The organism is Hymenobacter algoricola, assembly GCF_039539525.1.
GTDB lineage: Bacteria > Bacteroidota > Bacteroidia > Cytophagales > Hymenobacteraceae > Hymenobacter > Hymenobacter algoricola.
The window spans coordinates 219488-233935 of record NZ_BAABDH010000039.1 but is presented as its reverse complement, the minus strand read 5'-3'; the positions used below and the strand labels follow the sequence as shown (position 1 = coordinate 233935).

The 14448-nt window shown below is 64.7% G+C and carries 18 protein-coding genes; 7 read left to right on the top strand and 11 right to left on the bottom strand.

Annotated elements, in window-relative coordinates; translation table 11 throughout:
* Nucleotides 1-52: 52 nt before the first annotated feature.
* From ABD842_RS11920 to ABD842_RS11900, 5 genes are all read right to left on the bottom strand, one after another.
* On the bottom strand, nt 53-661 hold the full coding sequence (locus ABD842_RS11920) for a pentapeptide repeat-containing protein (RefSeq protein WP_345113936.1): 609 nt from the start codon (nt 659-661) through the stop codon (nt 53-55).
* Nucleotides 662-698: 37 nt separating this feature from the next.
* Nucleotides 699-1130 (bottom strand): hypothetical protein, encoded by a 432-nt coding sequence (locus tag ABD842_RS11915; RefSeq protein WP_345113933.1) that lies wholly within the window; start codon nt 1128-1130, stop codon nt 699-701.
* Between the two features lie 141 nt (nt 1131-1271).
* Nucleotides 1272-3395 carry a M13 family metallopeptidase gene (locus ABD842_RS11910; RefSeq protein WP_345113930.1) on the bottom strand — a complete coding sequence of 708 codons (2124 nt, stop codon included), beginning with the start codon at nt 3393-3395 and terminating at the stop codon, nt 1272-1274.
* Nucleotides 3396-3477: 82 nt separating this feature from the next.
* Nucleotides 3478-5595 carry a M13 family metallopeptidase gene (locus ABD842_RS11905; RefSeq protein WP_345113927.1) on the bottom strand — a complete coding sequence of 706 codons (2118 nt, stop codon included), beginning with the start codon at nt 5593-5595 and terminating at the stop codon, nt 3478-3480.
* A gap of 281 nt (nt 5596-5876) precedes the next feature.
* The gene (locus ABD842_RS11900) at nt 5877-6953 is read right to left on the bottom strand and encodes an NADH:flavin oxidoreductase/NADH oxidase (RefSeq protein WP_345113924.1); all 1077 of its coding nucleotides are present in this window, start codon (nt 6951-6953) and stop codon (nt 5877-5879) included.
* Nucleotides 6954-7046: 93 nt separating this feature from the next.
* On the opposite strand from ABD842_RS11900, the gene ABD842_RS11895 reads away from it, so the two are divergent.
* The 3 genes from ABD842_RS11895 to ABD842_RS11885 all read left to right on the top strand — a co-directional run bounded on the left by ABD842_RS11895 (nt 7047) and on the right by ABD842_RS11885 (nt 8983).
* On the top strand, nt 7047-7493 hold the full coding sequence (locus ABD842_RS11895; RefSeq protein ID WP_345113921.1) for an NUDIX hydrolase: 447 nt from the start codon (nt 7047-7049) through the stop codon (nt 7491-7493).
* 90 nt (nt 7494-7583) lie between these two features.
* Nucleotides 7584-7949: a VOC family protein gene (locus tag ABD842_RS11890; protein ID WP_345113918.1), complete on the top strand. Its 366-nt coding sequence runs from the start codon at nt 7584-7586 to the stop codon at nt 7947-7949.
* Nucleotides 7950-7969: 20 nt separating this feature from the next.
* Entirely contained in the window at nt 7970-8983 is a 1014-nt protein-coding gene (locus tag ABD842_RS11885) for a Gfo/Idh/MocA family oxidoreductase (RefSeq protein ID WP_345113915.1), read from the top strand.
* A gap of 17 nt (nt 8984-9000) precedes the next feature.
* On the opposite strand, the gene ABD842_RS11880 is transcribed toward ABD842_RS11885, so the two are convergent.
* On the bottom strand, nt 9001-9456 hold the full coding sequence (locus ABD842_RS11880) for a hypothetical protein (protein WP_345113912.1): 456 nt from the start codon (nt 9454-9456) through the stop codon (nt 9001-9003).
* An 83-nt stretch (nt 9457-9539) separates the two neighbouring features.
* A complete protein-coding gene (locus ABD842_RS11875) occupies nt 9540-10310 on the bottom strand; it encodes a PPK2 family polyphosphate kinase (protein WP_345113909.1) in 771 nt (256 codons plus the stop codon).
* Nucleotides 10311-10559: 249 nt separating this feature from the next.
* On the opposite strand from ABD842_RS11875, the gene ABD842_RS11870 reads away from it, so the two are divergent.
* The gene (locus ABD842_RS11870; protein WP_345113906.1) at nt 10560-10943 is read left to right on the top strand and encodes an Hsp20/alpha crystallin family protein; all 384 of its coding nucleotides are present in this window, start codon (nt 10560-10562) and stop codon (nt 10941-10943) included.
* Between the two features lie 90 nt (nt 10944-11033).
* Here the strand turns inward: ABD842_RS11870 and ABD842_RS11865 are convergent, their stop codons facing one another.
* The 3 genes from ABD842_RS11865 to ABD842_RS11855 form a co-directional block, all read right to left on the bottom strand.
* The gene (locus tag ABD842_RS11865) at nt 11034-11360 is read right to left on the bottom strand and encodes a hypothetical protein (protein WP_345113903.1); all 327 of its coding nucleotides are present in this window, start codon (nt 11358-11360) and stop codon (nt 11034-11036) included.
* A gap of 88 nt (nt 11361-11448) precedes the next feature.
* Nucleotides 11449-11898, bottom strand: a complete 450-nt coding sequence (locus ABD842_RS11860) for a hypothetical protein (RefSeq protein WP_345113900.1) — start codon at nt 11896-11898, stop codon at nt 11449-11451.
* A 122-nt stretch (nt 11899-12020) separates the two neighbouring features.
* On the bottom strand, nt 12021-12302 hold the full coding sequence (locus ABD842_RS11855) for a VF530 family protein (protein WP_345113897.1): 282 nt from the start codon (nt 12300-12302) through the stop codon (nt 12021-12023).
* A gap of 149 nt (nt 12303-12451) precedes the next feature.
* Between ABD842_RS11855 and ABD842_RS11850 the strand changes: the two genes are divergently transcribed.
* The 3 genes from ABD842_RS11850 to ABD842_RS11840 are packed head-to-tail and all read left to right on the top strand — an operon-like array spanning nt 12452 to nt 13924.
* Nucleotides 12452-13294 carry a glycoside hydrolase family 25 protein gene (locus ABD842_RS11850; protein ID WP_345113894.1) on the top strand — a complete coding sequence of 281 codons (843 nt, stop codon included), beginning with the start codon at nt 12452-12454 and terminating at the stop codon, nt 13292-13294.
* Nucleotides 13295-13307: 13 nt separating this feature from the next.
* Nucleotides 13308-13694: a septal ring lytic transglycosylase RlpA family protein gene (locus ABD842_RS11845; RefSeq protein WP_345113891.1), complete on the top strand. Its 387-nt coding sequence runs from the start codon at nt 13308-13310 to the stop codon at nt 13692-13694.
* A gap of 35 nt (nt 13695-13729) precedes the next feature.
* Nucleotides 13730-13924 carry a hypothetical protein gene (locus tag ABD842_RS11840; RefSeq protein ID WP_345113888.1) on the top strand — a complete coding sequence of 65 codons (195 nt, stop codon included), beginning with the start codon at nt 13730-13732 and terminating at the stop codon, nt 13922-13924.
* Nucleotides 13925-13985: 61 nt separating this feature from the next.
* Here the strand turns inward: ABD842_RS11840 and ABD842_RS11835 are convergent, their stop codons facing one another.
* Nucleotides 13986-14396, bottom strand: a complete 411-nt coding sequence (locus ABD842_RS11835; RefSeq protein WP_345113885.1) for a DUF6799 domain-containing protein — start codon at nt 14394-14396, stop codon at nt 13986-13988.
* Nucleotides 14397-14448 lie beyond the last annotated feature (52 nt).

The following is a 14448-nucleotide window of genomic DNA, read 5'->3' as shown; positions in this document are numbered from 1 at the left end:
GCTTTTTAGCGGGCGCCGTCTTTCGGCCGGGGCTGGGCACGAGCTCCGGCGGCTAGGCCTCGATTATCAGCTCGTGCTGGCTGAGCAGGCCGGGCAGGCCACTCAGGGCAAAGCGGGCTTTGCGCAAGACGTTGGTTTCGGGGTTGATGCTGAAGCCAGTGGCGGTGGTAAGGTCGGCGCCGGAAAGCTGGGTGCGCTCAAACAGCGCCCCGGTCAGGTTGCAGTCGAAAAAAACCGCTTCCGTGAGGTCAGCACCGCCGAAGTCGGCATCGGTCAGGGTGCAGCCGTGGAAGCGCGTGTGGGGCATCTTCCGCCCGTAGAATGAGGTGTAGGGCATCTGGCACTGCTCGAAGTACACGCCGAACAGCAGGTCGCGGCAGGCCGCGAACTGCAGCCCCGAGAGCTTGCAGGCGTCGAAGGCCACGTTTTGCAGGCCGGTGCCCGCCAGCGTGGCCGAGGCCAGGTTGCAGCGCTCAAACAGGCAGTCGACAAACAGCAGGTTGCCCAGGCTGGCCCCCGAGAAGTCGGCGCCGATAAAGTGGCACTGCTCAAACTCGCGGCCGTGGCGCAGCAGCCGGGCCGCGTCCCAGCGCTCAAAGACGTTTTCGGCGGGAAAGGAATCCGGCTTGCGCGAAAGGCTGGGTTTGCGGCGGGGCTTCACGAGAACCGGGAAGGGGTGGTAGTACGGATGAGGCTTTTCAGCCGTTGGCGGCAGTAGCAGACTGCTGCTGGTTGAGCCAGCTGATGGCGTCGCCCTCGTCGCCGAAGAAAGCAATGACAAACGGCTGACCATCGTAGGCAGCCGGTCCCACAAATCCGGGACCCGCCAGAATGGCTTCCATCAGCGTGGGGCCGACGAGGTAGGCAACTGACAGACGGCCGCCCAGCAGGTGCCCCATTTCGGGGAAAAACTCGGTCAGCAGCCACTGGGTTACTTCCGGATCATTGAAGGAGCGCCGCCGGATGTCCTGGAGCCAGAAAGGGCAACCCGCGGCCAGGGCCTGCTGCTTCAGCTCCTGGTACACGGCGGGCAGTGCAGCGGCCGTGGGCTGATACCCCCAGCGCCCCACGAAGATACCCAGATCGGTGCGGTGGGTCAGGTGAAGTAGTTCGGAGGCGTCGGAGTTCATACGGCAGATTGAGGCTGCAAAGTAGCTACTATCCGGCCAGCAGCACCCGCGCCCGGTGGGCCGACCCGGGGCGTAAACAAAAGCAGGGCGCCCTGTGCATTACAAGGCGCCCTGCTTCGGGAGTCACGGCTTCAGCCTGGCTTACCAGATCTTGGCGCGCTCGTTCTGGGCGCGCACCATCTTGGCGTCGTCCTTGCAGCCGAAAGCCTCGAAGAACTCGGGCATGTTCATCAGCGGGCCGTTGGTGCGGAACTGGGCCGGGGAGTGCGAGTCCGTCAGCACCTGCTGGCGCAGGTACTCGGGGCGGGCATTGGTGCGCCACACCTGCGCCCACGATAGAAAGAAGCGCTGCTCGGGCGTGAGGCCGTCGTACAGGGGCCGGGGGTTGGCGCCGTACTGCTTCTGCAGCTGCTTTTGCAGGGCTGAGTACGCCAGGCTGAGGCCGCCGAAGTCGGCCAGATTCTCGCCCATGGTCAGCTTGCCGTTCACGTACACCGAGTCCAGGGGCGCGAAAGCCGAGTACTGCCGGCCCACCATGTCGGCGCGCTGGGTAAACTTTTCGGCGTCTTCCTTGGTCCACCAGTCGCGCAGGTTGCCGTCGGCATCCGACTGCCGGCCCCGGTCGTCGAAGCCGTGGGTGATTTCGTGGCCGATAACGGCGCCCATGCCGCCGTAGTTGACGGCATCATCGGCTTTGGGGTCGAAGAACGGCGGCTGCATGATGCCGGCCGGAAACACAATTTCGTTGAGCGACGAGTTGTAGTAGGCATTTACCGTGGGCGGAGTCATGCCCCAGTCGCCGCGGCGGATGGGGCCGCCAAAGCGCTTCAGGTTGTCCTTGCTTTCCCACTCGCGGGCCGTCAGCACATTCTTCACGTACGACTCGCGCGAGATGGCGAGGCCCGAATAGTCCTTCCACTGGTCGGGGTAGCCGATTTTCACGACGAAGGCGTTCAGCTTCTTCGTGGCTTCAACCTTGGTGGCCGCACTCATCCAGTCGCTCTGCTGAATGTGCTCCCCCATGGCCTCACGAATGTTGTTCACCATTTCCAGGGCCTTCTTCTTGGTTTCGGGCGAGAAGGCCTTGTCGACGTAGAGCTGGCCGAAGGCTTCGCCCAAAGAGCCATCGGTGGCGCGCAGCATGCGCTTCCAGCGGGGCTGCTGCTGCTTGGCGCCGCTGAGCACCTGGTTGTAGCGGAAGTTCTCCTCGACAAATGCCCTGGGCAGCGCCCCGGCCACCGACGACACCAGGTGCCAGCGCAGGTAGGTTTTCCAGTCGCCCAGGGGCTCCGTCTTGAGCATGGTGCTGGCTTCCTTCAGAAACTCGGGCTGCCCTACGATAACCTCCTTGGCCGAGGCCAGGCCCGCCTGCTGCATCTGTACCGGCAAGGCCAGGTTGGGAAACTGCCGGGCCGCCTCGGCCACGGTCATCTTGTTGTAGTTGGCGTACGGGTCGCGCATCGCCACCCGGTCCTTGGACGCCTTGGCGAGCCGGGTTTCCAGGCGCAGCACGGTGGCCGCATTTTTCTGGGCCGCAGCGGCATTGTCGCCGAGCTGGCGGAAGGTGTTGGTCAGGTAGGTGACGTAGGCCGCCCGCACGGTCTTGGAGCGGGCGTCGTCCTTGAGGTAGTAGTCCCGGTCGGGCATGGTGAGGCCGCCCTGGTTGAGGTAGACGGCGTACTCGGTGCTTTTCTTGCGGTCCTGGCCCACGCTCAGGCCAAATACGGGACCGGTACGCAGCATCTGCTGGTGGCTGAACGCCAGCTGCAGGCCTTTGAGGTCTTTGATGGCCGCCAGGCGGTCCAGCTCGGGCTTGAGATACTTCAGCCCCGCGGCCTCAATGGCTGCCGAGTCCATGGAGGAAGCATAGAAGTCCCCGACCTTTTGCAGGTTGCTGCCCTTGGGCGCGCTGATACTGGTGGCGGCCTCGTCCAGAATCTGCCGCATCACGGCCTCATTCTGATTGATGAGCAGGTTCCAGGAGCTCCAGCGCGACTCAGCGGCCGGCACCGGGTTGTTTTTCAGCCAGGTGCCCGAGGCATACTGGAAGAAATTGTCGCACGGCGACACCGACTTATCGGCGTTGGCCATGTCCAGGCCCACGCCTTTCAGCACGGGTGCCTCCGTGGCCATAGCCGTTGGGCTGACGGCTTCCGGCGTGGCGGACACGGCGGTGGGGTTGGTGGTTTTGCTGGTGGCGCAGCCCCAGAGCGTGAGGCCGGAGGCCGCACCCAGGGCGAGCAGCAGGTTCGTTTTTCTGATCATGGGAGTTGGAAACGGTGGGAAATTCAAGGTAGAGGGGTAGATACGGCGCATCCGCCAGCCCCGGCCGGACCGCGGGCCGCGGCTACCAGATTTCGGCCCGCTCGGCGTCGGGGCGGACCATCTTCTGGCCGGGCTGGCAGCCGAAGGCCTGGTAGAACTGGGGCATGTTCATCAGCGGGCCCATGGTGCGGTACTGGTCGGGGGAGTGCGGGTCGGTGAGGATCTGCTGGCGCAGGGCTTCAGGCCGGATGTTGGAGCGCCGCAGCTGGGCCCACGACAGGAAAAAGCGCTGCTCGGGCGTAAGGCCGTCGTACAGGGGCCGGGGGTTGGTGCCGTACTGCTTCTGCAGCTGCTTTTGCAGGGCGCCATACACCACCGTGAGGCCGGCAAAGTCGGCCAGGTTCTCGCCCATGGTCAGCTTGCCGTTCACGTGCACCGAGTCCAGGGGGAAGAACGTGTCGTACTGGCGGCCCACCACGGCGGCGCGCTTGGTAAACTCGGCCCCGTCGGCGGCGGTCCACCAGTCGCGCAGGTTGCCGTCTGAGTCGTACTGCCGGCCGTTGTCGTCGAAGCCGTGGGTCATCTCGTGGCCCATCACTCCGCCGATGGCGCCGTAGTTGACGGCATCGTCGGCGTTGGGGTCGAAGAACGGGGGCTGGAGGTAGCCGGCCGGAAACACCATCTCGTTGAGCGACGCATTGTAGTAGGCGTTGATGGTCGGCGGCGTCATGCCCCACTCGTTGCGGTCGATGGGGCCGCCGTACTTTTTGGCTTCCTCCCGATAGTCCCACTCCCGGGCCGCCAGCACGTTCTTCAGGTACGACTCCCGGCTTATACTCAGGGCCGAGTAGTCCTTCCACTGGTCGGGGTAGCCGATCTTTACGCGCAGGGCGCTGAGCTTTTTCAGGGCTTCGGCCTTGGTGGGGGCACTCATCCAGGTGTTGGTCCGGATATGGTCGGCCATGCTTTCTCTGATGTTGCCCAGCATTTCCAGGGCTTTCTGCTTGGCCGCCGGCGAGAAAGCCTTGTCGACGTAGAGCTGCCCGAAGGCTTCGCCCAGGGCCCCGTCGGTGGAGGCCAGCAGGCGCTTCCAGCGGGTGGTCTGCTGCTTGGCCCCGGTCAGCACCTGGTTGTAGCGGAAGCTTTCCTCGACAAACGCCTTTGGCAGCGCCCCCGCCACGGAATGCACCAGGTGCAGGCGCAGGTAGGTTTTCAGGTCGCTGAGCGGCTCGGCTTTCAGGGCCGCGTTCAGCTCGGCGAAGAACTCGGGCTGGCCCACGTTTATTTCCTGGGCCGCGCCCAGCTGCACGCCGGTCAGCAGGCGGGGCAGGTCCAGGTTGGGGTAGCGCTGCCGGGCCGCGGCCAGGGGCAGCTTGTTATAGTTGGCCTGAGGGTCGCGCAGGGCCACGCGGGTGCGCGAGGCCTGCGCCAGCCGCGTTTCGATGCGCTCCACGGTGGCGGCGTTCTTCTTCGCCGTGGCCGCGTTGTCGCCCAGCAGGGCAAACAGGTTGGTCAGGTAGCTCCGGTACGCCGTCCGGATGGTCTGGGTGCGGGCGTCGTCCTTGAAGTAGTAGTCCCGGTCGGGCAGGGTCAGGCCGCCCTGGTTGAAACCGACGATGTAGACGGTGGAGTTCTTATCGTCTACTTCCACGCCGCCGCGGAAAAAGGAGCCCATGCCGAGCATGAAGTGGCGGGCCATAATATCGGTCAGGCCGCGGGCATCCTTGACCGCCGCCAGGCGGGCCAGCTCGGGCTGCAGGTATTTGAGGCCGGCCTTTTCGATGGCGGCCGAGTCCATGCCGGCGGCGTAGAAGTCGCCCACCTTCTGCTGATTGCTGCCCCTGGGAGCCGTGGTGGAAGCCGCTGCCTCGTCCAGAATCTGGCGCAGCAGGGCCTGGGTCCGCTCCCCGAGCAGGTTGCGCGGACCCCAGCGGGTGGCGTAGCTGGGCACCGGGTTGGCCCGCAGCCAGTTGCCGCCGGAGTACTGATAGAAATTGTCGCAGGGCGACACCGAGCGGTCCAGGTCGTTCAGGTCCAGCCCTACGCCTTTCAGCACGGGGGCGGCGGCCGTGGCCGGCTCGGGGGCCGCCTGGGCCGCGGCGGTAGTGGCCGGGGCAGTCTGGCTGGTAGCGCAGCCGGCGAGCAGCAGGGCCGAAGCGGCGGCCAGCAGGCGGGCGCGGGGGGAAGCAGATGAAATCATACGGCAGGAGGACGGGGAAGGAACGGAAGAACGGCAGTCAGCCAAAGATACCAAGCCGGACGAAAGGCTGCATCAGTCCCCGGCCGCCCGACGCGCAACTATTGCGGCCGCAGCCGGACGACGGGAGAAGACGGGTTTCGCTCTTCCCCGTGCAGTCAGGTATTGCCCGCGCCGAGCCCCCGTGGCCAGTCCACGACCGTACCAGCCGGCCCCAAAACCCGGGCCGCGCCTTCGGAAGCCTGGCTGACGGTTTTCACCACGCGCCGACGCCGGTGCCGCGCTTAGCGCTGCCGGCGCGGCCTGGCCCGCTCGTACTGCACGGGCCAGGCTACGTCGGCGCCCAGCTCGAAGGCCGCGTGCAGCGGGAAGTATGGGTCGCGCAAAAACTCCCGGGCCATGATAACCAGGTCGGCCTGGCCGGTGGTGATGACGGCGTCGGCCTCGGCCGCGGTGGTGATCAGGCCCACGGCCCCGGTGGGCATACCGGTTTCGCGCTTCATCCGCTCGGCAAATTCCACCTGGTACAGCGGTCCGACGGGAATGGGGGCCGCGGGCACGTTGCCGCCGGTCGAGCAGTCGACAAGGTCCACGCCTTTGGTCTTCAGAATGGCCGCCAGGGCTACCGACTCGTCGGCGGTCCAGCCGCCCGCGGTCCAGTCGGTGGCCGAGATGCGCACGAGCAGGGGCAGCGCGGCGGGCCATACGGCGCGGGTAGCCGCCACCACTTCCAGCAGCAGGCGGATGCGGTTGTCGAAGGAGCCGCCGTACTGGTCGGTGCGCTGGTTGCTCAGGGGCGAAAAGAACTCGTGGAGCAGGTACCCGTGGGCCGCGTGGATTTCGATGAGCTGAAACCCGGCGGCCAGCGCCCGGACGGTCGCGGCGCGGAAGTCGGCCACCACCCGGGCCAGGCCGGCCGCGTCCAGGGCCACCGGCGTGGGGTAGGCATCGGCAAATGGTACGGCGCTGGGGGCCACCGTGGTCCAGCCCCCGTCGGCCTGGGCCACTTGGCCCGCCCCTTTCCACGAGGTGTAGGTGCTGGCCTTGCGCCCGGCGTGGGCCAGCTGAATGCCGGCCGCCACGCCCTGGGCCCGGATAAACGTAGTAATACGCCGCAGCCCCTCAATGTGCTCGTCTTTCCAGATGCCCAGGTCGTCGGGGGTGATGCGGCCCTCGGGGGCCACGGCGGCGGCTTCGGTGATGATGAGGCCCGCGCCGCCCACAGCCCGACTGCCCAGGTGAACCAGGTGCCAGTCGTTGGCGAAGCCGTCGTGGCTGCTGTACATGCACATGGGCGAGACAACGATTCTGTTGGTGAGCGTGAGGCTACGCAGGGTCAGGGGAGTGAAGAGGCTGGACATGGCGTTGGGGAGAAGCAGGAAGCCGGCTGGGGCCGTGAGTTGCTCTAAACTCCGGGCCGGGGCTTAGGGTTTGCCAAATGCCGCGCCGTACTTTTGAGCGCGCCCGGCGTATCCGGCCCCATCGTCCCCGCTCCCCTGATGACCAGCATCGACAAAATTGCCTGGCTGCACCTGTCCGCAGGCCGGCTGCTGAGCACCCGCAGCTTCGGCAAAGACCGGTATTACATTCCCGGCGGCAAGCGCGAAGCCGGGGAAACCGACGTCCAGACCCTGCTCCGCGAAATCAAAGAGGAGCTGACCGTGGACCTCGACCCGGCCAGCCTGCGCTACGCGGGCACGTTTGAGGCCCAGGCCCACGGCCATCCTACCGGCCTGCTCGTGCGCATGACGTGCTACTACGCCCACTACCAGGGCACGCTGCAGCCCGCCGCCGAAATCGAGCAGCTGGTCTGGCTCACCTACCGCCACCGCCCCGAAGTGTCGCCGGTCGACCAGCTGATTTTCGACTGGCTGCGGGCTCAGGCCCTGCTGGCCGACTAAGGCCGTAAGCTGGGCTGCGGGCCGCACTACGCTTTGCAAGCCGGTTTTTGTAGCTTGACGGCCTCTTTCACGCTCATTCGTCTCCGTTGTATGCTCCAAGGCCTGCGCACCATCGTGTACCCGGTTGGTAACCTGAACAAAGCACGCGAGTGGTACCGCGCCGTGCTGGAGCAGGAGCCCTATTTCGACGAGCCCTACTACGTCGGCTTCAGCGTGGGCGGCTACGAGCTGGGCCTGGTACCCGACGGCCCGGTGGCGGGCCCGGCCGGGCCGGTTACCTACTGGGGTGTGCCCGATGCCCAGGCGGCCTACGAGCGGCTGCTGACCCTGGGTGCGCAGGCCCACGAGGCCGTCCACGACGTGGGCGGCGGCATTCTGCTGGGCTCGGTGCAGGACCCGTTTGCCAACCTGCTGGGCATCATTCAGAATCCGCACTTTGCCCTGCCCACCACCTAGAGCCTGCCCTTCCCACGAGCATGAGTACTCCCATTCAGACCGGCCTGCTGGCCTACGGCATGTCGGGCAAGGTTTTCCAGGCCCCGTTTCTCAGTGTCCATCCCGGCTTCGGGTTCCGGGCTTTGGTGGAGCGCAGCCGCCGGGAAGCTCACGAAACCTACCCCGGCGTCGTCAGCTACGCCTCGGTGGCGGAGCTGCTGGCCGACCCGGAAATCGAGCTGGTCATCGTCAACACCCCCAACGACACCCACGCCGAGCTGACCCGGCAGGCCCTGCGCGCGGGCAAGCACGTGCTGCTGGAAAAGCCCGTGGCCACGTCGGTAGCCGAGTTTGAGGAGCTGTGGGCCCTGGCCCGGCAGAGCGGCCGGCAGCTGCTGGCCTACCAGAACCGCCGCTGGGACTCCGACTTTCAGGCCGTGCGCCAGGTGGTCGACAGCGGGCAGCTGGGCCAGCTTATCGAGGTCCATTTCCGCTTCGACCGGTTTAAGCCCGCCCTGCACTTCAAGAAGTTCAAGGAAGAGCCCGTGCCCGGCAGCGGCCTGCTCTACGACCTGGGCCCCCACCTGCTGGATCAGGTCATCAGCCTGTTTGGGCGCCCGCTGCGCAGCCGCAAAACCACCGGCCGCTACCGCCCCGGCTCCCAGGTCGACGACTACTTCACCTACCACCTGCAGTACCCGGCCGGGCTGAACGTGTTCGTGACCAGCGGGCTGCTCATTGCCCAGCCGCTGCCGTCGTTTGTGCTGCACGGCACCCAGGGCAGTTTCGTCAAACCCCGCAGCGACGTGCAGGAGGCGCAGCTGCTGCGGGGTATGTCGCCGCGGGCCCCGGAGTATGGCCTGGACCCGGAGCCCGGCACGCTGACCCTGGCTGCTGCCGACCACAAAGTCACCACCGTCTACCCTACCCCGCCGGGCAACTACGCCGGCCTGTTTGAAGCCGTGTACCAGAGTATTCGCCACGGGGCGCCTTTTCCGGTCCGGGAAGATGAGCTGCGCTGGCAGAATGAGCTGCTGGCCCAGGCGCCGGACTAGCCCCGGCCGCGCGGCGTTTACTCAGACTTCGCGGCCTGGCCCAGTGGTGCCGGCCCGGAATGTCGGCCGGTCTGCAGCCACTCCACCGCCTGCCGCTCATCCACAAACCGGGTTGCGTCGTAGGGCTTATCGGCAAAAAAGGCGGCGGGGGGAAAAGCGCCATCGGCCGCCAGGTCGCGCAGCTGGGGCGGGGGCAGCAGGTAGGCCAGGCGCACGCGGCCCCCCAGCCGGGCGGCCGCACCGTCCAGGAAGCCGCTGATCAGCCAGCGCTGAATGCCCGGGTCCGTATTGTTGCGACGGCGCGCGTCGAGCAGCCAGCCGCGGCAGCCGGCCGGCGCCGCCACCTCCAGCAGCGCCTGGTAGCCCTGCTGCAGCTCCGCCAGCGACGCCTGGCGCATCCAGCGGCCTACCACCACCTGCAGATCGGCGCGATACTCAAGCTGCAGAAAGTCAAGGGTGTAGGTTTCGGGCATAATAAGCAAGGCATCAGGGCAGACAGCGGCGCGAAATACGAATGTAGCTACCAACCCCGGGTGGGCTGCTTTGTTGGCGCCAGCTACCTGGGGCGGGCTTTTTTGTTTGGCGGAAACTGCGGGTTCATGGCCAGCAGCGCGTCGCGCAGGGTTCGGGCCACTACGTGCGCCTTGTACCAGTTCTGGTCGGCGGGCACCAGGTGCCAGGGGCAGCCGGGCGGGCTGCAGTGCCTGAACACGTCGGCGTACACGGCCCGGTACCGCGGCCACTGCCTGGCTTTGTCAGCGTCGCCGGCCTCGTACTTCCACTGCTTGTTGGGGTCTTGTTCGCGCTCCTGCAGCCGCTCGTGCTGCTCCTGCTCCGATATATGCAGGTAAAACTTAAGGATGGTAGTCCCGGCCTGCTGCAAGAGCTTTTCGAAGGCATTGATGGCCGTGAAGCGCCGCCGGGCCTCCCCGGCCGTCACCAGTCCCAGCACCCGGGTAATCAGCACGTCCTCGTAATGGGAGCGGTTGAAGACCTGAATCATGCCGTGCCGGGGAGTGTGCTGGTGAATACGCCACAGAAAATCGTGCGCCAGCTCTTCAGCAGTAGGCTCCTTGAACGGCTGCACCCGCACGCCCTGCGGGTTGATACCGCTGAACACCTTCCGGATCAGGCCATCCTTGCCGCTGGCGTCCATCCCCTGTAGCACAACGAGCACGCTGCGCTGGTTTTCGGCGTACAGGCGCTCCTGCAGGCCAACCAGCTCCTGCCGGATGCGCTTCGTTTCGCGCTTGGTGTCGTCTTTGTGAATAGCATGTGGAGCCCGGGCCGAGACGCTGAGCAGGTCGAAAGGATTCACTGAGTTCATACCGATCGGGAAAGGGAGGAGCCGGGCAGGGCTGTACGCGCCCGGGTTGCCATAGCGCATTCGGCAGCCTGAAGCAGCCTATCTGGGGCTTGAAATACCTTTATTTCAGCCACTATGGCTGGCAAAATATTCTCTGCATTCGTATTTCAGGACATTATGACCTGATTTATACTCATGAGCCGGGAATTCCATGTTGGTACAGCATTTGACTTATCCCCGCTGTACCAAGAAATAGGAGAAGCAGAAACCATGAATCTAATCAGCAAGCAATTCATCCGCAACATTGCCCCGCAACTCGACCTGCTGAACACGGTAGGGGGCGGTAGTGCGCAGGTCATGCTGCGCGTGGACAAGGGCGAGCAGGGCGTGGTCGTACGGGTAGCGGCCCCTTCGGTGCGGCCCGAGAACTTCCACGTCGTGCTCAACGACAGCAACCTGACCGTGTACTGCGAATACCGCCATCAGCCCGGGGACAAGCTGGGCGCGCCGCTGTTCAGCCAGACGCTGGCGTTGCCGCTGAACCTGGACCTGAGCCGCATCGACGCCATCTTCGAGGGCCACGAGCTGCGCGTGCGGATTCCGTATAAGGACCCCGCCGCCCAGCAGCGCGAAATCGACATCACCCAGCGCTAGCCGCTGCCTTTTTATATCGTCGGGGCCGACCGACGCTTTTGTCTCACCCAAGCCGCTGCTAGCCACAGGGGCTTTTTTTAGGGCCGGCTGCTAATAGTCGAACAGCGGAATCAGCAGCAGGAAGCCCGTGAGCAGCGACAGGTAAAACCAGCCCATGACCTGCCCGCGGTAGCGGCGGGGCAGGCCGTTGCTGAGCACCAGCACTGCCGCCACCACCAGCCCCAGGTGCAGCAGCATGAAGACCACCGTCTTCACCCAGTTGCTGACAATCGTGTTTTCGGGCTGCATCTGATTCTGGATGCCCAGCCCCGAGGTGGCAAACTTCAACAGGTAGTAGGCGCCGACTTCGAACAGCACAAAGCAGCCAAAGCCGGCCATCAGGGCCAGCCCACCAGAATTCTTGGAAACGTCGGCCATGAGTACACGGAGTGGAGAGCCGTAAAAAAACAAAAATCATCCTGGACCAGGATGATTTTTGTTTTTAAGCCGCAGAAAGCGCCGGGGACTACTTCTTGTTTTTGCCTTTCCCATTGCCGTTGGGCTTACGCTCAAACGTGAGGGTAACGGCGCCGGAAGTTTCAGTCGTGGCTACCGAATTGTACACCTGGCCCTTCGTGGGGCCGTCGACTACTTCGGTGTAGGTTGAGTTGAAGACGACGCGCTGGGCCGGCCGCTGGTTTTCGGGCAGGGTGCCTTTCCAGGTAGCAAAGGAATTACCGCTAGGCGTCACGATGAATTTCTCCTGGGTCATGTTGACGCAGCCATTGGCTGGCACCGTAGGAATGCCCAGCAGGGTGTTGGTCATGCACTCGGCCCGCTCGGTTTTGAGCACGTAGGCCCCTTTGCCCTGCTGCACGGCGTCGCCGATGCGGTTTTGGGCCAGGGCGGCGTTGCCCGCCAGGGTCAAGCCAACGAATAGCACGGCACTGGCGAGTTTTTGGATGAGCTTTTTCATGAGAAGCAGTAGATAGCGTGAGAAGCAGAATTGCTGGCTAGAGCGAAGCCAATAACTATACCAAGCCCCTGCCTATCACCGCGAAAGGGGGATCCTACGCCAAAAATTTTATTTGGTTACTGCTATTTTTCCTCTTTTTTCTCCTGCCCCGCCGCCACGTCGACACTGCGGGTCTGCACGTATAGTTCTTCTACTTTAGCCCGCGCCCAGGGAGTGCGGCGCAGAAACGTAAGGCTGGACTTAATGCTCGGATTCACCGAAAAGCAGTTGATGCGGATCCGCTCATCCAGCCCCGGCCAGCCGTAGCGGGCCACCAGGTATTCCAGAATCTGGGCCAGGGTAATGCCGTGCAGTTCGCGGATCAGGTGGCCGGATTCGTCGCGGGCGTCAGAAAGCTTGGTCATGCAGCAGGGAGGTAAGTAGCGGGAGGCGCAAAGGTCGGTAAAAGCCGGGCAAAGGTCCGGGCCTGAGGGCGGCGGGGCGGCCAAAACCAGGCTTTTACTCCGCCCCGGACACCTTGGGCCCCGCATTGTACGTTACCTTTGGGATGGCCATGCTGAAGACTCCGACCAAACGTCCTGCCTCGTCCCGCCGCCCGGCGGCCCGCTGGCGCCGTCCGCTGGGACGGGCCGCGCTGCTGCTGGCGCTGGTGCTGCTGCTGGGCTATGGCTTCTACCGCCGCCAGATAAACCGCTACGTGCGCCGGGCCTACGCCACGCTCACGCTGAGCCACCTCACCGGCCGGGAAAAAACGCCCCTGCTGGCGGGCTACTCCGTACACGGCATCGACGTCTCCGCCTACCAGGGCCGCATCGACTGGCCGATGGTGGCCCGCCACCAGGTGCGCTTTGCCTTCATCAAGGCCACCGAGGGCATCACCCTGCACGACTCCCGCTTCCGGGCCAACTGGCAGGCGGCCCACCGGGCGGGAGTATACCGCGGCGCCTACCACTACTTCCAGCCCAACTACGACGGCGCCCAGCAGGCCGACCTGTTTGTGCGCACCGTGCCGCTGGCTCCCGGCGACCTGCCGCCCGTGCTTGACGTGGAGGCCCCGCAGTTTCACGATGTGGCCTACATGCGTCGGAACGTGGCTACCTGGCTGCGCCTGGTGGAGCGCCACTACGGCGTGCGGCCCATTCTGTACTCCAACTACACCTTTTACAAGCGCTACCTGGCCGGGCACTTCGACCAGTATCCGCTCTGGCTGGCCCATTATGAGGTAGAGACGCCGCAGCTGCCCCGCGAGCGGTGGATTATCTGGCAGCACAGCGACGAGGCCCACGTGCCCGGTATCCGCGGCGCCGTTGACTTCAACGTCTTCCAGGGCAACTTTGCCAACCTGCTGGCCCTGCGCATCCCGGCCGCGGACAAAGCCGCCCAAAGCCCCGACTAGAAACCCGTTCCCGATGAAAGCAACGCTGCTCCGTATTACGGGCCTGATCCTGCTGCTGGCCGCCCTCAACGGCTGTGCCGCCAGCCGCACCTTCACCCAGAGCGGGCAGGCGTCGTTCTACGCCGACAAATTTGAGGGCCGCGCCACCACCAGCGGCGCCATCTACCGGCACAGCAAGCTCACGGCGGCCCACAACACGCTGCCCTTCGGCACGGTGGTGCTGGTGACCAACGAGCGGACCAACAAATCAGTGAAAGTCACCGTCAACGACCGGGGGCCGCACGCCAAGGGCCGCGTGATTGACCTCTCGAAGAAGGCGGCCCACCAGATCGGGCTGGTCGATGGCCTGGCGCCGGTGACGCTCAAGGTGGTGAAAGCCGCTACGCCGGTTCGCCGCTGATTACCCGTTTACTTCACCCTCGCTTTTGCCCCACCATGAGAATCCGTAAGAAAATCCAGTGGACACCCCCCGCCCAGGCCGACCGGTTTGCGGCCCTGAGCGACTTCGTAAAAACGGCCGAAGCCGAAGGCTGGACCGAGGCGGAAGTGCAATTTGTAATCGATGAGGTAGTGGAAGCCCGCGACGAGGCCGAAGTGCAGGCCATCTGGCAGGATTATTCCAAAAGATAAAAAAGCAGCGGCCCGGAAACGCTCCGGGCCGCTGCTTTTCCTGGGTTTCAGCTGTTGCTGCTTACTTGGTCTTCATCTTCAGTTTGCCCTTCTTGCCATACTTGGCCATCAGCGCCAGGCTATCCTGCTCGGCTTTCATGGCCATGGTGGTCAGGCGGCCGCTGAGCGATAGTACGTCGCCTTCCCGGAGCATCGCCGTGGTGCCGTCGGCCATGGTTAGGGAGCCGTCGGCCATGATTTTGGTGCCATTGACGAGGCTGACGGGCTGGGTCACGGGGCTGGTCTGGCCCTGCTGGGTGAAGAACACCTTGCCCTCCTTCATAATGGCCCCGTCCTTCATAGTCTCCCCTTTGATGACCACCTTCTGGCGGGGAGCCACCGGCTTGCGGGGGGGCATCTTGGTTTGGGCCTGGACCGTCAGGCTGGCACCGGCCACGAGGAGCAATGCAACGAGAGAAACGCGTGATTTCATAAACTGTGGGATTGAGAGGTGGGAGAACGGAAACTGTAAAGGCTTGTAAAAT